Source organism: Pseudomonas sp. RP-B7, assembly GCF_059803535.1.
In genome coordinates, this window is record NZ_JAPFHC010000007.1 from 156,650 (window position 1) to 178,890 (window position 22,241).

Sequence of the window (22,241 nt, forward strand, 5' to 3'; positions counted from 1 at the left end):
ATCAGAATCGGCGGAGAAAACAGGGTAGCTCATGCCTCGCGCTCAAGGCCAGGCTGGGTCGGCAACGGTAGGAACAAGGTGATGCAGGTGCCGCGCCCGTCGATACCTTCGGCCACGCTGATATGCCCACCGTGCGCGCCGACCATGCCCTGACAGATCGCCAGGCCGAGGCCGGTGCCCTGCCCGCCGCGATCACCCCGGGCGGCGGTGTAGAACATGTCGAAAATTTTCGCGCGCTCGTCCTCGGGAATCCCCGGGCCTTCGTCGGCAACTGCAAAAAACAGCTGGTTATCCGACACCCCCGCACTCAAGTCCAAACGCCCGTGGGCGGGCGAAAACCGTGCGGCGTTTTCCAACACATTGACCAACGCCTGCTCGATCAGCGCCGCGTGCACGTAGAGCAAGGGCAACCCCGATGGCACTTCAGTGCGCACCTGCAATGGCGCCAGCACGGCGCGCAGCCGGCCAAGCGCGCTGCCGACGATGTCACCCGGCGCCACCCAGTCACGCGCCAGCTTCAGCGCACCGTGGCCCAGGCGTGTCATGTCGAGCAGGTTCTGGATATAACGGTCGAGACGTTCGGCCTCATCGCGGGTACCTTCCAGCAACTCGCGGCGATCCTCCAGCGGAATAGCTTCACCGAGGGCCAGCAGGCTGTCGATGCTGCCGCGCATGGCGGTCAGCGGCGTGCGCAAATCGTGGGACACCGACGCGAGCAAGGCGCTGCGCAGTTGCTCGGTTTCACCGTGCAGGCGTGCCGATTCCAACTCCTGCGCCAGTTGCGCACGGGCCAGGGCTTGCGCCAGCGGCTGGCTCAAGGCCGTTAGCAAACGGCGACGCTGGCCGCTCAACTCCAGGCCCGGCTTGGGACTCACGCCGAGCAAGCCCAACGGGCCCTCTTCACCCGACAGCGGCCACCACCACCAACGCCCGAACGGCAAGGTACCGGTGCCCATGCCGGCCGGCTGGTCGTGTTGCCAGGCCCAGTCGGCGGCGGCGCGTTCGGCTTCGGTGAGGGTCAGCGGGCCGCCGGTCTCGATGGTCCAACCGCCCTGGCCGTCGCGGTTGACCAGGCATAAGTCGAGGTCGCTCCAACCTTCCAGGTGATGGGCCGCCGCACTGATCACCGCCTGGCGATCGGTGGCGGCGGTGAGTTTGCGCGACAGGTCGAGCAACTCGCTGGTTTCTTCCTGGGTGTCGCGCAGCGCCTGCAACTGCCGGCGTTGACGCGCGGCGAGGTTGCCGGTGAGCGCCGCCATCAGCAGGAAAAACAGCAGCGTCAGCACATCTTCTTCACGCTGGATCGCGAAGGAAAAATTCGGCGGGATAAACAGGAAGTCATACGTCAGAAACGACAGCGCCGCACACACCAGCGATGGCCCCAGACTGCTGCGCACCGCCACCAGCAGCACGGCAGCGAGGAACACCAGGGAGATATTCGGCAACGGCAACACGCTGGCCACCGCCCAGGCCAACGCCGCCGCCACCACGGTGGCGGCAACCGCCAGGCCGTAGTCGAACCACACCAACCCACGTACATCCGGCAGGCGTGGCGGCGCGGGGACGTCGTCGCTGTCGAGGACGTTGATTTCCAAGCCCCGCGCATTGCGCAACAGACGCGCCGCCAGACCACCGCCGAACACGCGACGGTGCCAGCGCATCCGCGACTGTCCCACCAGCAGCAAACTGGCGCGGCGTTCGGCGGCGTGCTGGATCAGGGTCTTGGCCACTTCCCCCGCACGCAGCAACACCACTTCGCCGCCGAGGCGCTCGGCCAGTTGCTGGGCGTTTTGCAGGCGCAGACGCGATTGCTCATCCCGCGCCCGGCCGTTGTCGATATGCACCAGGCTCCACGGCAGATGCCGACGCTGGGCCACGCGGCTGGCATGGCGCACCAGGCGTTCGGCCTGGGCATCGCCGTCCACGCCGACCAGCAAGCGCCCGCGCACAGCCGGTGCGGCCTGGCCGAGCTGGCGATAGCCTTGGGCCAAGTCATCGTCGACGTGGGCGGCGGCGGTCTGCATCGCCAGCTCGCGCAGGGCCATCAGGTTGGTCTGGGTGAAAAACGCGTCGATGGCGGCGCGGGCTTGTTCCGGCACGTACACCTTGCCGTCGCGCAGGCGCTCGAGCAACTCACGGGAAGGCAGGTCGATCAACAGCAGTTCGTCGGCCTCTTGCAGCACCCAGTCCGGCAGGGTTTCGCGCACTTGCACGCCGGTGATGCCGCGCACTTGGTCGTTGAGGCTTTCCAGGTGTTGGACGTTTACCGTGGTGAACACGTTGATGCCAGCGGCGAGCAGCTCCTGGATGTCTTGCCAGCGCTTTTCATGCCGGCTGCCAGGGGCGTTGCTATGGGCCAGTTCGTCCACCAGTACCAGCTTGGGTTTGGCGGCGAGCAGGCCGTCGAGGTCCATCTCTTCGAGCATCACGCCGCGGTATTCGCTGCGCAACAGCGGTTGCTGCGGCAGGCCGCTGAGCAGCGCTTCGGTCTCGGCGCGGCCATGGGTTTCGACCACCCCGGCGATGAGTTTGACGCCCTGGCGCAGCTGCGTATGGGCGGCCTGGAGCATGGCGTAGGTCTTGCCCACCCCCGGCGCGGCGCCGAGAAAGACTTTGAGCCGGCCACGGCCGTTGCGGGGCAGATCGGCTAACAAGGCATCGGCGCGGCCGGAGTCGCTCATGTAGGGGGTTCCTTCAGGTGTTTATTTACAGTCTTTAAGGCCGTCATCGCGGGCAAGCCCGCTCCCACAAGGGCTTGCATTGCAAATGTGGGAGCGGGCTTGCCCGCGATGGCGGTTTCACTGCTTACAGTTTTTCCAGGGCCATGTTCAATGCCAGCACATTCACCACCGGCGGGCCCACCAACGGGCTTTCAATGTGCTCATCCAACAAGCGCTGCAAGGTCGACACCGGCACATTCCGCGCCGCCGCCACGCGCGCCAGTTGATAGGCAATCGCCTGTGGTGGCAAGTGTGGATCAAGACCGCTGCCAGAGGTAGTCAGCGAGGCCAAAGGCACCGGCCCCTGGCTTGGCACCAGTTGTTTACTCGCGTCCTCGAAGATACGCGTGGCCAATGCCGGGTTGCTTGGGCCGAGGTTGCTGGCGCTGCTGGAGACCGTGGCAAAGGCACCCGCGGATGGGCGCGGGTGGAACCAGTTGTCACCGCTGAAATCCTGGGCGATCAGGCTGGAGCCGCGCACCTTTCCGCTGGCGTCGTACACCAGGCTGCCGTTGGCCTGCTCGGGAAAGGCGACTTGGGCGACGCCAGTGACCACCAGTGGATAGGCGACGCCGGTAATCAGGGTCATGAGCACCAGCAGGCTCAGGGCCGGGCGGATGATGTTAGCCATGTTCAACTCCTTAACAAATCGAGAACCACCGTGGCGAGGGCGCTTGCCCCCGTTCGGCTGCGCAGCAGCCGCAAAACGTGGAACCGTTACGCGGTCCAACGGGCGCAAGCGCCCTCGCCACAGACAGTCATAGGGCTCAAACCAGGTGCAGTGCGGTCAGCAGCATGTCGATCGCCTTGATGCCCACGAACGGCACCAAAATCCCGCCCAGGCCGTAGATCAACAGGTTGCGCCGCAGCAACGCCGCCGCGCTCGCCGCTTGCACGCGCACACCGCGCAGCGCCAGGGGAATCAGCACCACGATGATCAGCGCGTTGAACACGATGGCCGAGAGGATCGCGCTCTGCGGGCTTTGCAGATGCATCACGTTGAGCACGCCCAGTTGCGGATAGATCGAGGCGAACAGCGCCGGCAGGATCGCGAAGTACTTGGCCACGTCGTTGGCGATGGAAAAGGTGGTCAGCGCGCCACGGGTCACCAGCAGTTCCTTGCCGATCTGCACCACGTCCAGCAGCTTGGTCGGGTCGCTGTCGAGGTCGACCATGTTGGCGGCTTCGCGGGCGGCCTGGGTGCCGTCGTTCATCGCCATGCCGACGTCCGCCTGGGCCAGGGCCGGGGCGTCGTTGGCACCGTCGCCGCACATGGCGACCAGGCGGCCGTCGTTCTGCTCGTGGCGAATGCGCGCGAGTTTTTTCTCCGGGGTGGCTTCGGCCAGCACGTCGTCCACCCCGGCTTCAGCGGCAATCGCGGCGGCGGTCAGCGGGTTGTCGCCGGTGACCATCACGGTGCGAATCCCCAGCTTGCGCAGTTCGGCGAAACGTTCGCGGATGCCGGGTTTGACCACGTCCTTGAGGTGGATCGCGCCGAGCAACTTGCCGTCGGCGCACACTAGCAATGGCGTGCCGCCGCTCTGGGCGATCTTGTCGATTTCCCGTGACAGCGCCGGGGCCAGTTCACCGCGTTGCTGGCCGAGGAAGGCGAGCAACGAATCCACCGCGCCTTTGCGGAACACACGACCTTGATAGTCGACCCCGGACAAACGGGTTTCGGCACTGAACGGTACGCCGGTCAGTTGCTCGGGCGCCGGTTCGGCCTGGGGGTGCAAGGCGCGCAGGTATTCGACGATGGATTTGCCTTCGGCCGTGTCATCCGCCAGGGAGGCAAACAGCGCGCCTTCGGCGACTTCCTTGCCGCTGACGCCAGGGGCCGCGACCACCGCCGCGCAACGACGGTTGCCGAAGGTGATGGTGCCGGTCTTGTCCAGCAGCAACACGTGCACGTCCCCCGCCGCTTCCACCGCACGGCCGGATTTGGCGATCACGTTCAGGCGCACCAGACGGTCCATGCCGGCGATGCCGATGGCCGACAACAGGCCGCCAATGGTGGTAGGAATCAGCGTCACCAGCAGTGCGACCAAGAACACCAGCGGCAAGCTGCCACTGGCGAAGTGGGCGAACGGCTGCAACGTCACCACCACCAGCAGGAAGATCAGCGTCAGGCCGATCAGCAGAATATCCAGCGCCACTTCGTTGGGGGTCTTCTGGCGCTTGGCGCCTTCGACCAGGGCGATCATGCGGTCCAGGGTCGACTCGCCAGGGTTGGCGGTGATGCGGATCAGCAGCCAGTCCGAGACCAGCCGCGTGTTGCCGGTGACGGCCGAGCGGTCGCCACCGGATTCGCGGATCACCGGTGCAGATTCGCCGGTGATCGCCGCTTCGTTGACCGCGGCGATACCTTCGATGACCTCGCCGTCACCGGGGATCATTTCCCCGGCAGCGACGCGCACTACATCGCCTTTACGCAGGCTGGTGGCCGGCACCACCTTGAAGCTGCCGTCGGTTTCCTTGCGCCGGGCGCTGAGGCCTTCGCTGCCAGCCTTGAGGCTGTCGGCGCGGGCCTTGCCACGCCCTTCAGCCAAGGCTTCGGCGAAGTTGGCGAACAGCACGGTGAACCACAGCCACACGGCGATTTGCACAGCGACGAAGGTCGGCACGGTGGTGTCCGGCACAAAGCACAACACGGTGGTGAGGATGGCGGTCAGCTCGACCACCAGCATCACCGGCGAGCGTTGCAACTGGCGCGGGTCCAGCTTGACGAACGCCTGGACCAGCGCCGGGCGCCACAGGGCAGAGATAGCGGTTTTGGCGGGCTCCTGGGCTTTCACCGGAGCTGCGTTTTTTGCAGGCATATTCATTTTCATATCCCCTTAGAAGCCCATGCTCAGGTGTTCAGCAATCGGGCCTAGTGCCAGCGTTGGCAGGAACGTCAGGCCGCCCACCAGCAAAATGGTTACGGTCAACAGGGTCACGAACAGTGGGCCATGGGTCGGAAAGCTGTTTTGGCCAATCGGTGCAGCCTTCTTCATCGCCAGGCTGCCGGCCAGGGCCAGCACCGGGAGGATGTAGCCAAAGCGCCCGATCAACATGCCCAGGCCAAGCATCAGGTTGTGGAACGCGGTGTTGGCACTGAAGCCAGCGAACGCCGAACCATTGTTGGCGCTGGCCGAGGTGTAGGCGTAGAGCAACTGGCTGAAACCGTGGGGGCCGGGGTTGCTGATGGCACTCGCCGGGCCAGGCAGGCTGGCCGCAATGGCGCCAAGCACAAGTACGCCCACCGGCATCACCAGCAAGGTGACGACGAGCAATTGCACTTCCTTGGCCTGGAGTTTCTTGCCCAGGTATTCGGGGGTGCGGCCGATCATCAGGCCAGCGAGGAACACGGCGATCAACACGTTGAGCAGCATGCCGTACATGCCGGCGCCGACGCCGCCGAAGATCACTTCGCCGACCATCATGTTAACCATCGCCACCATGCCGCTCAGCGGGTTGAGGCTGTCCTGCATGCCGTTGACCGAACCATTGGACGCCGCCGTGGTGGTCACCGACCAGAGCACGGTGCCGGTAGTACCGAAGCGCGCCTCTTTGCCTTCCAGCGGTGCGGTCTGCTCGACGGCCGGGGCGTTCAGGGTCGGGTTGGGCTGGTACTCGGACCACAACGACGTCGCGCCGCCGATCAGGAACAGCGCAAGCATGCAGCCGAGAATTGCACGGCTCTGACGCAGGTCCTTGACGTAGTGACCGAAGGTGAACACCAGCGCCACAGGGATCAGGATGATCGACGCCACCTCGAACAGGTTGGCCCACGCGGTCGGGTCTTCAAACGGATGCGCCGAGTTGACGCCAAAGAAGCCACCACCGTTGGTGCCCAGTTGCTTGATAGCGATCTGGCTGGCGGCCGGGCCCAGGGGGATCACTTGATCCACGCCTTGCAGCGTCACCGCGTCAATGTAATGGGCGAAGGTTTGCGGGACGCCCTGCCAGACCAGCAACAGCGCCAGCACCAGGCACAGTGGCAGCAGGCCGTAGAGGGTGGCGCGGGTCATATCGACCCAGAAGTTGCCCAAGGTCTTGGCGGATTTACGGCCGATCCCACGGCACAAGGCGACCAAGACGGCCAGGCCGGTGGCGGCGCTGACGAAGTTCTGCACGGTCAGGCCAGCCATCTGGCTGAGGTAGCTCAGGGACGCCTCCCCGCTATAGGACTGCCAGTTGGTGTTGGTCATGAAACTGACGGCGGTGTTGAAGGCAAGGGTCCATTCCTGACCCGGCAATTTCTGCGGGTTCAGTGGGAGATAGTCCTGGAACAGCAAGATCGCGAACAACAGCAAGAAACCGGCGAGGTTGAACGCCAGCAGGGCCAGCGCATATTTCTGCCAGCTCTGTTCTGCCTGCGCGTCGACACCGGCCACGCGATAGCAGGCGTTTTCCACCGGCCCCAGCACCGGGCTCAGCCAGGTGCGCTGGCCTTCCATCACCTTGTAGTAGAACCGCCCCAGGAACGGCGCGGGCAGTAGCACCAAGGCAAAGAAGGCGATGATCAGCCAATAGTCATAACTGTGCATGGCCAGCTCCTAGTTCCGATCCGCGCGTAACAGCGCAACCAGCAGATAAATGAACAGCGCCACGGCCAATAGCAGTGACACCCCGTCCAGAACGCTCATGGAAGTCTCTCCGTTTAGCGGCGTGTTGCCGCGTGTGGGGTAATTGTCCGCAGGAGTGGCGTAAAGGAACGAGAGCGAGGGTATGGGCGGGGCGTAAAGACGGCGTAAAGAGTGGGTTTATGCGGGGGTTACAGGGGGGCTTTCGGTGTCTGGGCGGGCCTCTTAGCGAGCAAGCCCGCTCCCACATTTTGATGGGTGCTTGCCTGGCGAACGCGGTCGAGTGTGGGCGCGGGCTTGCTCGCGAAAGCGTCGGTTCAAGCACCGCCGCACTTATCTGGTGCAACCCTGGCGGGATTCAAACGCCAAACCATTCCCCCCACGACAGTTGCGCGGCTTTACGACAATGATTCTCAGGCTGGCATGGCCGCTGCAACACCTTGAATCATTCCAAACCGTTCAGGGAGCGCAGCACGATGAACACACAACTCAAACCCACCTTGGGCACCCTGCATTTGTGGGGCATTGCCGTCGGGCTGGTGATTTCCGGGGAATACTTCGGCTGGAGCTATGGCTGGGGCGTGGCCGGGACCTTGGGCTTCTTGGTGACGTCGTTGATGGTCGCCGCGATGTACACCTGCTTTATCTTCAGTTTCACCGAGCTGACCACCGCAATTCCCCACGCTGGCGGGCCGTTTGCCTACAGCCGCCGGGCGTTCGGAGAGAAAGGCGGCTTGATTGCCGGGCTGGCGACTTTGATCGAATTTGTCTTCGCCCCGCCCGCCATCGCCTTGGCCATCGGCGCCTATCTCAACGTGCAGTTCCCGGCTCTCGACCCAAAACACGCGGCCGTCGGCGCTTACATCGTATTCATGGGCCTGAACATCCTCGGGGTGAAACTCGCCGCCACCTTTGAGCTGGTGGTGTGCGTGCTCGCCGTGGCCGAGTTGCTGGTGTTCATGGGCGTAGTCGCCCCGGCGTTCAGCTTCAGCAACTTCGCCCTGAATGGCTGGGCCGGTTCCGACACCTTTGGCGCACCGGCCATTGCCGGGATGTTTGCGGCGATTCCGTTTGCGATCTGGTTCTTCCTCGCCATCGAAGGCGCGGCCATGGCCGCTGAAGAAGCAAAAGATCCGAAGCGCACTATTCCAAAAGCCTACATCAGCGGCATCCTGACCTTGGTGATCCTGGCCATGGGCGTGATGTTCTTCGCCGGTGGCGTGGGCGACTGGCGCACCCTGTCGAACATCAACGACCCGCTGCCCCAAGCGATGAAAACCGTGGTGGGCGACAGCTCCGGCTGGCTGCACATGCTGGTATGGATCGGTTTGTTCGGCCTGGTGGCCAGCTTCCACGGCATCATCCTCGGCTACTCGCGTCAGTTCTTCGCCTTGGCTCGCGCCGGTTACCTGCCATCTTTCCTGGCCAAGCTCTCGCGTTTTCAGACGCCGCACCGCGCCATCATCGCCGGTGGCGTGGTCGGTATCGCCGCGATCTACAGCGACGGCCTGATCAACCTGGGCGGCATGACACTGACCGCCGCGATGATCACCATGGCAGTGTTCGGCGCCATCGTGATGTACATCATGAGCATGCTCAGCCTGTTCAAGTTGCGTAAGACCGAGCCGCTGCTGGAACGCACCTTCCGCGCGCCGGGTTATCCGATTGTGCCGGGCATCGCGCTGGTACTGGCGGTGGTGTGCCTGGTCGCGATGGCCTGGTTCAACGCACTGATCGGGCTGATCTTTCTGGCCTTCATGGCAGTCGGGTTTGCCTACTTCCAGTTGACTGCACAAAACCGCGCCGATGCCCCGGCGGATGCGATGTTGACCGGGCTCTGATCTACTTGAGGCAGAACGGGCCTACACTGAACTACTCAGAAAGCCCGTCACTCAAAGCAGTTATTACCGTGGGAAAATTCTCCCACGGCAATCTGCCTCAAGGAGAGCCTTATGCCGTGGTATGCGTGGTTGATTTTAGTGGTAGCGATCGGATCGATCGTCGGTGGCTTGCTGATGCTGCGGGACAGCGCCAACAAAGTGGAACTCACCGACGAACAACGCAAGCGCGTGGCCGAACGCAACGCCCAGGCGGATGCCAAGGACGCGCAGGATCGCTGAGCCTTGGGTTACTCCCAGGCAGCCTTGGCAATCTGCAAACCGTGCTGCCCCTTATAGGCAGCACGTTCCGGCTGGCTCCAGCCATCCAGCAGCGCCTCGTCCAACCGATAGATCTCGACACCCAGCGGACGGCACACCGTCAGGGGGTCTTGGGCGTTGGGCCCCCACATCGGCAGTGACAAGTCCCCGCCCGGGCATGTCGACAGCGCGCACAGCAGATCAATCTCGGCAAAGAACTCCAGGTAATCGCCCTTGCGCGCCGGGCACGCCTTCATGAAATACATGTCGTCATGATTGAGGCCGGTGCACTGGAAAATATTCAGCACGTCATGCACGTCGAATTCCGTCAGGCCGTGGGGCAATACCGCACGCGTCAGGTTCGAATGGCAGTGGTGGTGGAAATCCTCGCCGGTGAGCATGCGGTTCACATAGGGATCGCAGCGCGTGCCAAGCAAATCGTGCAGGCGCCCGCCGTGTTCATCGATGCCATAGCCCGCCAGGCTGTCATCGGTGATCGTAACCAGCGGCCGCAGGAACGGCAGGTTCGACCACAACCGGTCATGGGTACTGACATGCGCACCCTGCAACTGCCGCGTGCGTGCCGCCCAGAGGCGCTCGCGCGGATCGTTGGCGTTCCATACATTGAAATCCCCCACCTGCGGACCGACCGGCGTAGTCACCCGGAACACATGCCCTGCCGGCACCTTCCACGCCCTCCCCGTGCGAATCGGCACCTCGAATTGTTCGATCAACGTGCGCTGGTCGGCACGCTCACGAATCCGCTCATAAAACGCGGTGTCGACCTGCAATGCCGAACCTTTGCTGACCTGATAGGCGGCCGGATAGTCTTTGTACATGATGGGGTTCCTCGATCAGGGTTGGGTGAACAGGGCCAGTGACAGACGTTCCGAATCATCCAGGTACACGCTCATCGCTTCGCCTGCCGCCGGTTTGTGCTCCTGGACCAGTAACGTGTAAATCTCACGATCACGCTCCAGCCAAGGCGACTGGAAGCGTTGCTCGTCGGGCGCCGCACAAAACACCAGGCGAAGCTGCGCGATCACCTGGGCGAAAAATTCATCAAACAAGGGGCTGCGCATCAAGCCGACAATCTGCTGGTGGAACACCAGGCTGTGGGTGGCCACGGCTCGCCAATCCTCACGCTCCCGCGCCAGGCTGGTGGCATCGATGGCGTTCTGCATGCGCTCAGACTGATCGGATGTCAGCGCGCGGCTTTGGGCGATGGCCTGCAGCTCCAGGGTACGTCGGACGACAAACAAATCGCGCACCTCGTCGCGCTCCAGGCGCCGGACCATGACCCCCTTGTTGCGCACATAACGGGTCAGGCCCTCCTGCCCCAAACGGTGCAACGCTTCGCGGATCGTATTGCGCGACGCGTTGTACCTCTTGACCAATTCCACCTCGACCAACGCCATTCCAGGTAACAACCGCCCGCCGATGATATCGGCGCGCAGCTCCAGAGCGATCTGGTCGGCCAGCGACAAACTGAGCGTCATCTTTACCTCGTGATTGTTGAACAATCTGCGCTGTAGACGTAATCACTTTTCATGCCAACCTGCAGGCCTGTGTGCAGATGCGTAATAACGTTCAACTTGGTTAAACTTCCCCCTCGTTCCCGAGGCCGCCTTATGCGTTATTCCCGAGACCACAAAGCCAAGACTCACCAACGCATCATCAAGGAAGCGTCCGTGCGCTTTCGCCGCGATGGCATTGGCGCCACCGGCTTGCAACCCTTGATGAAGGCGCTGAACCTGACCCATGGCGGGTTCTACGCACACTTCAAGTCCAAGGACGAACTGGTGGAAAAGGCCCTCCTCGCCTCGGCGGCAGAACTCGATGCGCATTGCGAGACACTCTTCAGCCAGGAGCGGCCGCTGGACGCGTTCATCGACAGCTACTTGTCGGACTGGCACCAGGTCTCCCCGGACCAGGGTTGCCCGCTGCCAACCATGTGCTCCGAGTTGGGGATGAGAGGCCAGCCTAGTCCAACAACGGACGCTGTACTCGACGCACGGCTCAAGCAGATTGAAACAGCGCTGGGTGAAGGCCGCGGTGATGCGCAGAGCCTGGTGGTGATGTCGACACTGGTGGGCGCATTGGTGCTGGCCAGGAGTGTCGAGAATCCGCAGTTGGCGGCGCGGATCATGGCGGTGGTGCGCGATACCTTGAAGGCGCAGATACAGAATGACGAAAAGGCCGGTCAATGACCGGCCTCCCTGACGCCTCAGTTGATCGACAGCCTTTCGCGATTCTTCTCCAGCAGCGCCTTGCCGATCCCCTTCACTTCCAGCAACTCATCTACCGCCGTGAACGGCCCATTGCTATCGCGGTAGGCGATGATCGCCTTGGCTTTGGCGGCACCGATGCCAAACAGATCCCGACGCAGGGTCTCCGCGTCGGCGGCGTTCAGGTTCACCTTGGCGGATTGCTCGGCCTTGTTGATCTGCGCGGAAATGGGCGCTGGGGCTTCGGGTTTGATCGAAGGGGCGGCGGTGGTGGTGACGGAAAGTGTGGTGAGGACAGCGAAGATCAGGGAAGAGATGTAGGTGTTTTGCATGGGTGACGCTCCTTGGGATCAATAAGAGAAAAGCAGCTTTTCCGAAGCTGCTTTTCAAACTTAGGTGATGTGGGGGATTCGTCAAAGAGGGTTGAGTTACAGGGTGTAAATTTAAGTATTCGAAAGGTGCTTCAGGAAATAAATAGTCATAGAAAATTATGCAAACCTGAATAAAGGCTATTATTTCGACTCTACCAAATAAAATCAGAAGCAACTTAAAAGCTCAAAAACACTCCATGAATCCTTATAACTAAATTGACCGTCGAGCCGATAGCGCTCTGATACTAAAGCGCAAAGTCGATGACCGACTCGACAACTCGACTCGGACAGTATTTAAGTAAAGCCTCACGCTTCATAAAACCGGTCAATACAGCACAGGTACTCATACCGAGCGCAGCACCCACCTGTATATCTTTCCCTGTATCGCCAATCACCCAATCAGCCGAACTCAAATCCTTGACGTTTTGCGAAATCAAAAAATCTTTTGTATTGCGCTGTTCGGTAACCATCACACTTTCAAAATACTCGAGCAACTTCAGACTTTCCAGTTGCACATAGACAGGGTCAACCAACTGACGCGCCGTGCAAACATACAATTTCGCCTCACTTTTCAACCGCGATAACGCAGCATGCACACCGGGAAAATTCGTATCTATCGAAAGAAATTCCGGACTTTCAATTAAATCCATCCATCGCTCACGAAACTCTATAACCTGCGTTTCTCCAAGGCCGAATTGACGCGACAAAATCGCCTCATTTGAAAGCCCCGCAAATTTAAAATCCCAGTACTGAATATAATCAAGCCGTGACTCCGGAACCAACTTTTGGAAAAGCTGATATAGGCGAAGACGCGAGTCGATCAGCGTGCCATCGAGATCAAATATAATATTCACTTGAGGCTCTCGAAGTAAGCAAACTCGGCGTTCAGCCCCAACAAGAAAGGTGTCTCTTGAGGTAGCAAATATTTCTTTAACAACGTTGTATCAAAAACAAAGTCGCGCTTAACACCCGAAAATTCGCGCCGAACTATTTCAACGGGCCGACCACTGATTGCAACCAACTCATCCAATACTGTTTTGATTGATACGGCGGTACCACCGACGATGTTAATGACAGAAACCTGTTCCGCCAAGTCAACCGCAGCGAGCAGCGCCGTAACGACATCATCAATATAAATGAAACTTCTTAACTCAGCCCCATCCCCGTACAACTCAACAGGTCCGCCTGCCAGGATACTTGTGATAGTTTTGGGTAGGAATTTCGCGTATTTCTCCTCACCTGGTCCGTAGACGTGGCCGACACGCAGAATTGTATGATTAATTTTTTTCTCACGGGCAAACAGTGAAACCATTTGTTCGCAGTAAAGCTTAGACCACCCATACAAGGTCGCAGGCACAGTGGGTGTAAGCTCCGATATCGGAGTGGCGGATGCATACACATCGAGCGTGCTGACAAACAATATCCTGCTCAGTTTACTAAAGGGTAATTTCAGCAACTCTTCAGTGAAATAAACATTACCGTTACACGCACTAAAAATATTGGCTTCGCCGCCACTTTTCGGAGTATAGGCTCCCGCATGGATCAAAACATCGACATTTTCGATCCTGGCAAGGTCCGCGGCCTGCAAACCGAAACCGGGCAATGATTTATTATAAACAATGCTATAACAGCCCTCGATTTTCCGAGAACTGAACGCAGTGACACTATCCTTCCCCCACAGCGTGATTGCCGCATCTAATAGCCGCTCGCCAATAAAACCAGACGCGCCGGTAATTAAAATATTCATATGAAGATAATCTCATCTCGAATACCTTGCTCGGTAGTCAACCTTGGAGGCGTATCCATACCGCGCAGCCACATAAGGTCATTTGGCAAAGGATTGATGATGGACTCTAGCTGTGGAAACTCCCCGTGCAGTGCAATATCCTTGAAAATCTCAGGCATATTCAAACCTGCCTCGGTAAAAAACTGCACGGTTGTGAAAAATCTGGAAATATTGATTTCAGTAGGATTTGGCACACCATCAAAACCATACGCCATGTCCACACCAAATATTCCATGCGGCTTTTCTGAAACAGCCTTTATACAGTTAATTGCTACTTCAGTGGCTTTATCGTTAGCGCAGGTAACCCCAACTTTCGTGACACCTGTAACACCAGAAATACTTCTATTGCCATGAGTCCAACTTCTACGCTCACGTGATTGCGCTACAACCAAATCACCTTCGTGCCAGATAGAAAGCCATGTAATAGTGTTGGGTGTGAGCAACTCAGCAGCTACAAAATCCCCCCAACCGTTATAATGATCAATCCACGACTTAGCCAAGGCAAAGTCATTGGTAGGTATCGCCCCCTTGCCACCGCCCCCAATAGAGGACGCACGCAACCAAATTTTACCGTCAACATTCCCGAGGGATTTGAATGCCTCTCGCAGATCCTGCTCGTCGTTGATCATAATATTGCGGGGCACTGTAATGCCTGCGCGCTTGAAAGCTTCATAAGACTTATGCTTATGCACGCACGTATCGATAACTTCATGACTGGGCATAAACAACTTTGTACCCGTTGCAAGAATTTCATCACGTATCAAAGAGGCATGAAAAATCTCAAGATCGTTCTGGAAGTGAACTAAATCTGGCTTCTCGGCATTTAATAGTTGAATCAGCTTGCCCTGGTACTCTGGCGTGTTGGCGTACGGGATATAAAACTTCTTACTTGCCTTTGACAACGCGAGGTCCGAAGGCTCCGACCCCATTCCAATAACCGTATCGCCTTTGGCCCCCATCAAAAGTGAATTGATCACGCCCTCGGACGGTGCCCCACCAGCCCCTGCGATAAGTATTTTAGACATTTCAGACTCCAATCTATGAGGCACAAAACCAAAACTGTGCAAAATAAGTAAACTGTAAAATTAAAAGAGCTAGATATTCAGAGAGCATCCTTACCCTCCAACCTGAACACACTAGCTACTTAAGAAGATCATGTCGATCCTCGACAGTGAGCAGACAATCATTCGCATCAATGCCACTGTGCTACGCCTCGGCAGACTATAGCCATTATGGTTCCTGTCGACGTTGTTGATAAACCCAATCGACTATCTCGCCGTCTGGTGAATATCCGCTCACCGTATCACGAAGTAGTTGTCGTACCCGACCATAGTCATCGTGATGAATCGCGTCGAGTAGTTCACTCAACTTTGTCTTCAGGACATCCCAGGCGATGTGATCCTCACTGGCACTCATAATCATTGGATGCTGAGTACCGACTACGTTATCGCCGATCAGCAATTCCTCATAAAGTTTCTCTCCGGGCCGCAGACCGCTGAACTCTATTGCAATGTCTCCATGAGGATTTTTCTCAGACCGCAGACTCAAGCCTGAGAGGTGAATCATTTTTTCCGCCAATTCAACGATCCTAACCGGCTCCCCCATGTCGAGTACAAACACATCGCCGCCCTGCCCCATCGAACCAGCTTGAATAACCAACTGGGCAGCCTCAGGAATGGTCATGAAATACCGGGTAATTTTAGGATGGGTAACCGTTAGCGGCCCCCCAGACTTGATCTGTTTATGGAATAAGGGAATGACTGATCCGGATGACCCTAGCACATTGCCAAAACGAACCATGGTGAAGCGTGTTTTATTGACACGAGAGACGTTTGCCTTTTCACCAAACATCACAGGCGCCACTTCCTGACTGAGGGCCTGCAGCGTCATTTCGGCCAACCGCTTGGTACTGCCCATAACGTTAGTTGGCCGCACCGCTTTATCAGTAGAAATCAATACGAAATTGGCAACTCCGGCCTGCAGAGCTGCCTGTGCAGTATTCAAGGTACCGATTACATTATTCAGTACCCCTTCAGCAATATTATGCTCAACCATCGGCACGTGCTTGTAAGCCGCAGCATGATAAACAGTATCTACATGCCAGGTTTTCATCACGTCCAGCAGTTTCGCTGGATCACGAACAGATCCTAGGATCGGTAGGACTCTAACAATCAGCGACTCGCGCGCAATGCGTTGCTCCAACTCAGATAAAATGCAATAAAGATTGAATTCACTGTGTTCAAACATCAACAGAGTAGTCGGACGAAGCTCCAGAATCTGCCTACATAGCTCAGAACCAATCGAACCACCAGCACCGGTAACCAAAACCGTTTGCCCTTTAATGCAATGCTCCAGTAGTTCCGCTTGGGCCGGGACCGCATCACGTCCTAAAAGATCGGCAATATCGACTTCCTGAATGTCGTCAACCTTTACACGACCGCTCGCAAGGTCCATGAATCCGGGAACGCTACGCACATGCAGAGGATACTTCTCAAGAAGCCCCAAGATCTCACGACGGCGACCACGATTGGAAGAAGGGATCGCCAATAGAATCTCTTGAGCACCTGTAGCATCGATCATTCGCTGAATATGACGCGGTTTGTATACCTGCAAGCCCGAAATGACACGATCGGAAATACTGTCGTCATCGTCAATGAACGCTACAGGCCGCATTACACGACCCATTCGTAAAGCAGCAACTAGTTGGTTACCCGCGGCACCGGCACCATAAATCGCAACTCGCGGAAGACCGTTTTCTCGACTGGTAAATGGAACATGCTGAGCAGCCGCGAACCAATCACCCAAGAAATACTGTCGCATCGCCAAGCGCAAACCGCCCACCATTATTAGACTTAACCACCAGTAATTAAAAATAATGGACCTTGGAATAACACTCTGATGATTACTGAACCAATAAACAATCACACCCAGAATAAGAGATGAGAGACAAACAGCTTTGATGATAGCGATGAGCGCATCATTACCGAAGTACCGCATCACAGCGCGGTACATTCCAAACCGAATGAACAAGGGGATGGCGACGACCGGCGCACAGACGAACAACCACAGATGCAGCCTGACCGGATTGGTCATTTCGTCTATTCCCAGGCGCACTACGAACGCAAGCCAAAGCGCACTCCAGACCAAAATCACATCCGTGATCACCTGCAAGACCCGCTTTTGTCTTCGAGGAAGACTCAGCAAGTACGCCCGTATGCGATCCATATACCCCTTGAACACTATTTTGCTCCCAGCGAAATCTTCATTCTGACCATCATTGCGCCATCTCACACAATTATTGGATTGATGCCTCACCCACTATGTCTGTCAATACTCTGCAAGTCATCTGAATTTCACTTGCCGTCAACGTTGGATGGACGAGAAGCATCAAACTCGTCTCACCTAGCTCTTTGGCGTTGGGGAGCCTTTTTGCCGGTCGCCAGCCGGTGTTGTCGAATGCTTTTTCGAGATAGACCTCAGAGCACGATCCTGAAAAGGCAGGAACGCCGCGTGCCGCGAATTCGCTCAAGATACGATCACGGGACCAGCCTTCTCTTAAACGTTCTGGGCGTACAAAGAAATAACACTTATAGGCAGCGTGCACATCACCTTCAGGAAAGTCGGGGACTCTCAACGCAGGCAACCGACGTGCAGCCGCCCAAATGCTCTGCGCATTCTGTGCACGCTGAGCGTGCCATGCCTCCATCCGGCGCAACTGAATACGACCAATTACAGCCTGCACCTCAAGCATACGCCAATTGGTACCAAAACTTTCGTGTACCCAGCGAAAACCAGGGGCATGGGAGCGCTCGTACACAGCCTCCCAACTCTTGCCATGATCCTTGTACGACCACATCTTCGCCCAAAGATCGCGGTCGTTAGACGTGACCATGCCACCTTCGCCGCCGGTGCTCATGATTTTATCCTGACAGAAGGACCAGGCTCCGATATGGCCTATGGAGCCAACTGGCCGGCCCTTATAATAAGCCCCGTGCGCCTGCGCACAGTCCTCAATGACTTTCAAGTCATGTTCGGCAGCAAGGCTCATGATTGGATCCATATCACATGGCCAGCCTGCAAGGTGTACACAGATCACTGCTCGTGTACGTGGAGTAATCACTGCTTCAACAGACTTCGCTGTGATGTTTTGCGAGTCAAGATCCACATCAGCGAACACAGGGATGGCACCTGCATTCACAATGGAAGAAACAGACGCAAGGAATGTTCTGGAGGTTACGATGACCTCATCACCGGAACCAATGCCTAGAGCTACCAGCGCTACGTCCAACGCAACAGTCCCGTTTGCGAGCGCAACAGCATGATTGACGCCCGACCAGGTAGCGAATTCCGCCTCGAACTGACGCGTTTCCTGCCCCGTCCAATAGTTGACCTTATTTGATAGAACCACATCGCGGACAGCGTCTGCTTCCTCTACCGTGAAAGAAGGCCAGGGAGAAAATGTTGTTCCTAACATGGAGACTCCTTATGTATTTATAAAAGCAAAAGCATGCGACACTGATCGGCTAATTTACAGCGCCCAGGTGCATCAGTCCTTTTTCACTTAGTGCCTGTAAACTTATTCATTGTTGCTACGCCGTCAGCACTAATACCCTCTCTGACGAAAACCTTCTTAACAGTCATCATAATTATCTTAAGATCCATCCAGAGCGATCTTCTTTCAACATACCAAATATCGAGTTTAAATTTTTCTTCCCAGCTAAGGGAGTTACGTCCATTTACCTGAGCCCAGCCAGTGATGCCAGGTCTTACATCGTGGCGCCGATACTGCTCAGCACTATACAAAGGCAAATATTCCATCAATAACGGCCTAGGGCCGACGATACTCATGTCCCCCTTGAGTACGTTCAGAAGGCTAGGCAATTCATCAAGGCTGGTGGAGCGCAAGAAGCGACCGAACCTAGTCAGGCGATCAGAATCGGCCAGCGGAACTCCATCTTGATCGCAATCATCACGCATAGTACGAAATTTGACCAACGTAAAGGGTTTGCCATTCAGCCCCGGTCTGACCTGCTTAAACAGCACCGGCGACCCAAGCTTCTTCCTGACGAACCAAGCCACGACAATCATGACTGGAGCAAATAAAAAAAGACCGCATACAGATGCAAAAATATCAAATGAACGCTTAAGCATAATCTACCCAGTAGAGAAATAAGGCTGGCTTCAACCCTGAGCTAACAAAAACACGAAAACCATAGGTTCCAAGCCACATCCTATGATTTACAAGCACTAAATACCCATTCCATCCAACATAACTTCGTTGACCTTTTTCACATCATACTTAATCTCGCACAAATGCCGGGACTGCTTGCCCATCGTCTGGATGAGCTCGGGGCACTCGACGAAACGCAACATCGCCGCAGTGAGTTCACTGACGTCCTTTACTGGTATCAAGAACCCATTTTCGCCGTCAATAACAGTCTCTCTGCAGCCTGGTGCATCGGTGGTAATAATAGGCCTGCCCATGGCCATCGCTTCAAGTACTGTACGAGGAGTTCCCTCACGATAAGAGGGCAGAACATACACGCTTGAATCAGAAATTGCGGGGCGGACATCTTTCAGACGCCCAAGAAACTGAACTGTACCGTCAGCAATCCAGGCGTCTAATTCGTCAGGTGAAATCTTGTCGGGATTTTCGTCGATCCATCCTACAATCTTGAATACAACGCCCTCATGCTTGGCCTTAACGGCCCGGGCGGCCGCAACGAACTCGCGTACCCCTTTATCGCCAAGAAGTCGGGCGATTAAAAGAAAACTGACCGATCCGGGGAGTGGTACGACACCAAAATTGCTAAGATCGACACCTGAGCCGTTTACCACCGTAGACGGTGTCTCGGAAGCGATTAATCGCATCTCCTTGAAAAGCGCCTCATCATCAGGGTTCTGAAAGAAAACCCTCGTAGCAGGTCGCAGCGCCAATGCATACAAATGCTGCACCAGCGACTGGAGCAATCCGCGTCCACCACTCCCAGGATTAGTCGCGTGTTGAAACGCGTAACCTAAGCCGGTAATAAGCGCAAAACGACGGCGAACTCTCATCAGGCGCGCGGCAAGCAAGCCATAGATTACTGGTTTCACTGTGTAAGCCAGGACGGCTTCTGGATTGACGCGCACCATTAGCTTACAAAGCGAGATAAACGCCATGAGATCTGCGAACGGGTTCGTTCCCACACGCTGCAAAGGTATTTCGTATACTGTTATACCTTTACTTTCCAGATCTGCTCTAACGGCACTTCCAGCGGGTAACCCTGGAGCAGCAACACTCACCGAGAGACCTCTCGCAAGCAAAGCGTCCAACAAAGGTCCCCGAAAATTAATCAATGAGTCCGCGTAGCTAGCAATCACAAGAATTTTCATATCATTGTTCCGCCAACCACGCCTGAAACATCAAAATGTCCCACAAATGATGTTGCCAATTTTTCCGCCCACTCAAGTGCTCCGCCCACTTACGGCGAATCGGCTCTGGGTGAAGATAACCTTCTCGACGGAGCCGCGATTCATCCAAGAGCTCCTCAGCCCACTCTCGTAAAGGACCTCTCAACCAACTGTCCAGCGGGATGCCGAAACCTTGCTTCGGGCGCTCGATAAGATCTTTAGGAACGTGACGGTACAGCACCTCTCGTAACAACCATTTACCTTGACCGCCACGTATCTTGTATTCCAACGGCATCCGCCAGGCCAGCTCAACCACCCGATGATCAAGCATCGGCACCCGAGATTCAAGGCTCACAGCCATAGACGCGCGGTCCACCTTGACGAGGATGTCATCAGGCATATAAATCTGTGCATCCATCGCCATCATCCAATGCTCAAAGCTATCGGCGGCAGGCCATTCATTTTTATTTGTAAAAAGCGTTTGAGGTTCACACGCACCAATAACCACACTGGCAGGATCGTCCCAGTGACTATTCAGTTGATGATAAAACGCTTCACCACTGGTAAGCCCAAGTACCGATGCGAGCTTGTGAGCCTTATCTCCTGGGGTTGCCAAATGCATCCGCTCTGGTAACAGAGGTTTAGTTAATGCAAATAGGCGATCCCAGCTAGCAGGAGAAAGAGAACGCAAGATTTGGGAAGCGCCACTACGCGCAAACCCAGGCAAACGGTGCATGCGCTGCCAAACTTTACGCGCGGTCAAATAGCGATTATAACCACCAAATAACTCATCGCCACCATCGCCACTAAGAACTACAGTCACGTCTTGTCGGGCCATTTGACTAACAAGAAAAGTTGGAATTTGGGAGCTATCACTGAAAGGCTCAGAATAAATCGACGCCAATCCAGGAATAACTCGAAGTGCATCTTGAGGACGAACATAAAGTTCGGAATGCTCTGTGCCCAGATGCTTCGCTACTGCTTTAGCATATATGGCTTCATCATATGCAGCCTCATCGAAACCGATAGTAAACGTGCGAACCGCACGTGTACTTTGGGCCTGCATCAATGCAACAACCACACTACTGTCGACACCACCACTCAGGAACGCACCGAGAGGTACATCAGCAAGCATCTGTTGACCGATACTATGTAGAAGTGTGCTTTCCAATGCATCCGTAGCCTCAACTTCGGAACCTTGAAAGGGGTTCGCGAGCCCTGCTTCTACGACACTATTTACAGACCAATATGCATGAGGACGAGCATCTTTAGCTGCACTCGGGTTCCCCAAATTCAGCGTGATGTAATGACCAGGACTAAGCTTATTGATATTTTTGAAAATGCTGTAGGGGGCAGGAATACAGCTGTAGCGCAACATAAGCGCCAAGGAATTACGGTCAACTTCTGCCTTGAATCCTGGATATGCTTTTATGGCACTCAACTCGGATCCAAATAAAAGAACATCTCCTTGCCAGCCCCAATAAAGTGGCTTTTCACCCATACGGTCCCGTGCGAGCGTCAGTATTTGCTCATGCCTGTCCCAAAGTGCAAACGCAAACATCCCCACCGACGCCTTTAGGGCTTTTTCAACCCCCCATCGAACTAGGCACTCAAGCAAAACCTCAGTATCTGAATGCCCGCTCCACGCCACAGAGGCACCTTCATCAGCTAGCTGACTACGGAGCTGGTTATGATTATAAATTTCGCCATTGAACGTCAGGACGTATCGTTGATCTGCTGAGTGCATGGGCTGGTGACCAGCACTCGTGAGATCGACTATCGCCAAACGTCGATGCCCAAGTGCAAGACCGCAGTCATCAATCCACACGCCCGCGTCATCAGGTCCACGATAAGCTATGGCGTCGTTCATTTTTGAAATGCAATCGTAAAGCTGAGCGGGCTTAGAAAGGTCAAAAAGACCACTTATTCCACACATTGTTAACGAATCCTGAATTTGAGCACTTGGACGAAAAAACGCACACAGATCTTAAAAAATCAAATGAACATGAGCACAAACAACACCAGAGCCGGCCAACG

The 22,241-nt window shown here is 56.4% G+C and carries 19 protein-coding genes; 3 read left to right on the forward strand and 16 right to left on the reverse strand.

What is annotated here, in order from left to right; translation table 11 throughout:
* Nucleotides 1-29: 29 nt before the first annotated feature.
* From OPU96_RS09540 to kdpF, 5 genes are all read right to left on the reverse strand, one after another.
* Nucleotides 30-2,681 (reverse strand): DUF4118 domain-containing protein, encoded by a 2,652-nt coding sequence (locus OPU96_RS09540; RefSeq protein WP_226455381.1) that lies wholly within the window; start codon nucleotides 2,679-2,681, stop codon nucleotides 30-32.
* Between the two features lie 124 nt (nucleotides 2,682-2,805).
* Nucleotides 2,806-3,351, reverse strand: a complete 546-nt coding sequence (gene kdpC, locus OPU96_RS09545) for a potassium-transporting ATPase subunit KdpC (protein ID WP_226455380.1) — start codon at nucleotides 3,349-3,351, stop codon at nucleotides 2,806-2,808.
* A 136-nt stretch (nucleotides 3,352-3,487) separates the two neighbouring features.
* Nucleotides 3,488-5,545 carry a potassium-transporting ATPase subunit KdpB gene (kdpB, locus tag OPU96_RS09550; protein ID WP_498559004.1) on the reverse strand — a complete coding sequence of 686 codons (2,058 nt, stop codon included), beginning with the start codon at nucleotides 5,543-5,545 and terminating at the stop codon, nucleotides 3,488-3,490.
* A gap of 12 nt (nucleotides 5,546-5,557) precedes the next feature.
* A complete protein-coding gene (gene kdpA, locus OPU96_RS09555) occupies nucleotides 5,558-7,252 on the reverse strand; it encodes a potassium-transporting ATPase subunit KdpA (protein WP_498559005.1) in 1,695 nt (564 codons plus the stop codon).
* A gap of 9 nt (nucleotides 7,253-7,261) precedes the next feature.
* A complete protein-coding gene (gene kdpF / locus OPU96_RS09560) occupies nucleotides 7,262-7,351 on the reverse strand; it encodes a K(+)-transporting ATPase subunit F (RefSeq protein ID WP_003218754.1) in 90 nt (29 codons plus the stop codon).
* 413 nt (nucleotides 7,352-7,764) lie between these two features.
* Here kdpF and eat point away from each other — a divergent pair, with 413 nt between their 5' ends.
* Complete coding sequence (eat, locus tag OPU96_RS09565) at nucleotides 7,765-9,129, forward strand: ethanolamine permease (RefSeq protein WP_192298711.1); 1,365 nt, start codon at nucleotides 7,765-7,767, stop codon at nucleotides 9,127-9,129.
* A 111-nt stretch (nucleotides 9,130-9,240) separates the two neighbouring features.
* Nucleotides 9,241-9,408 carry a DUF2897 family protein gene (locus OPU96_RS09570; RefSeq protein ID WP_008437727.1) on the forward strand — a complete coding sequence of 56 codons (168 nt, stop codon included), beginning with the start codon at nucleotides 9,241-9,243 and terminating at the stop codon, nucleotides 9,406-9,408.
* A gap of 8 nt (nucleotides 9,409-9,416) precedes the next feature.
* On the opposite strand, the gene OPU96_RS09575 is transcribed toward OPU96_RS09570, so the two are convergent.
* Both OPU96_RS09575 and OPU96_RS09580 read right to left on the reverse strand, forming a co-directional pair.
* Complete coding sequence (locus tag OPU96_RS09575) at nucleotides 9,417-10,265, reverse strand: urea carboxylase-associated family protein (RefSeq protein WP_226455377.1); 849 nt, start codon at nucleotides 10,263-10,265, stop codon at nucleotides 9,417-9,419.
* A 15-nt stretch (nucleotides 10,266-10,280) separates the two neighbouring features.
* Nucleotides 10,281-10,925, reverse strand: coding sequence for a GntR family transcriptional regulator (locus OPU96_RS09580; protein ID WP_498559006.1), 645 nt, complete (start codon nucleotides 10,923-10,925; stop codon nucleotides 10,281-10,283).
* A gap of 132 nt (nucleotides 10,926-11,057) precedes the next feature.
* Between OPU96_RS09580 and OPU96_RS09585 the strand changes: the two genes are divergently transcribed.
* Nucleotides 11,058-11,636 (forward strand): TetR/AcrR family transcriptional regulator, encoded by a 579-nt coding sequence (locus OPU96_RS09585; RefSeq protein WP_498559007.1) that lies wholly within the window; start codon nucleotides 11,058-11,060, stop codon nucleotides 11,634-11,636.
* A 17-nt stretch (nucleotides 11,637-11,653) separates the two neighbouring features.
* On the opposite strand, the gene OPU96_RS09590 is transcribed toward OPU96_RS09585, so the two are convergent.
* From OPU96_RS09590 to asnB, 9 genes are all read right to left on the reverse strand, one after another.
* The gene (locus OPU96_RS09590) at nucleotides 11,654-11,986 is read right to left on the reverse strand and encodes a ComEA family DNA-binding protein (RefSeq protein WP_498559008.1); all 333 of its coding nucleotides are present in this window, start codon (nucleotides 11,984-11,986) and stop codon (nucleotides 11,654-11,656) included.
* Nucleotides 11,987-12,270: 284 nt separating this feature from the next.
* Complete coding sequence (locus tag OPU96_RS09595; protein WP_226455374.1) at nucleotides 12,271-12,879, reverse strand: HAD family hydrolase; 609 nt, start codon at nucleotides 12,877-12,879, stop codon at nucleotides 12,271-12,273.
* Entirely contained in the window at nucleotides 12,876-13,772 is an 897-nt protein-coding gene (locus tag OPU96_RS09600; protein ID WP_305392293.1) for an NAD-dependent epimerase/dehydratase family protein, read from the reverse strand. The genes OPU96_RS09595 and OPU96_RS09600 overlap by 4 nt, the downstream gene beginning before the upstream one ends.
* On the reverse strand, nucleotides 13,769-14,836 hold the full coding sequence (locus tag OPU96_RS09605) for an ATP-grasp domain-containing protein (RefSeq protein ID WP_192298704.1): 1,068 nt from the start codon (nucleotides 14,834-14,836) through the stop codon (nucleotides 13,769-13,771). Before OPU96_RS09605 ends, OPU96_RS09600 begins: the two co-directional genes overlap by 4 nt.
* Nucleotides 14,837-15,041: 205 nt before the next feature.
* Nucleotides 15,042-17,036, reverse strand: coding sequence for a polysaccharide biosynthesis protein (locus OPU96_RS09610; protein ID WP_192298885.1), 1,995 nt, complete (start codon nucleotides 17,034-17,036; stop codon nucleotides 15,042-15,044).
* Between the two features lie 70 nt (nucleotides 17,037-17,106).
* Entirely contained in the window at nucleotides 17,107-18,285 is a 1,179-nt protein-coding gene (locus OPU96_RS09615) for a DegT/DnrJ/EryC1/StrS family aminotransferase (protein WP_498559009.1), read from the reverse strand.
* Between the two features lie 83 nt (nucleotides 18,286-18,368).
* Entirely contained in the window at nucleotides 18,369-18,962 is a 594-nt protein-coding gene (locus OPU96_RS09620) for a sugar transferase (protein ID WP_226455370.1), read from the reverse strand.
* Nucleotides 18,963-19,058: 96 nt separating this feature from the next.
* Nucleotides 19,059-20,186 carry a glycosyltransferase family 4 protein gene (locus OPU96_RS09625; RefSeq protein ID WP_226455369.1) on the reverse strand — a complete coding sequence of 376 codons (1,128 nt, stop codon included), beginning with the start codon at nucleotides 20,184-20,186 and terminating at the stop codon, nucleotides 19,059-19,061.
* A gap of 1 nt (nucleotide 20,187) precedes the next feature.
* Entirely contained in the window at nucleotides 20,188-22,140 is a 1,953-nt protein-coding gene (asnB, locus tag OPU96_RS09630; RefSeq protein ID WP_498559010.1) for an asparagine synthase (glutamine-hydrolyzing), read from the reverse strand.
* Nucleotides 22,141-22,241: the final 101 nt, after the last annotated feature.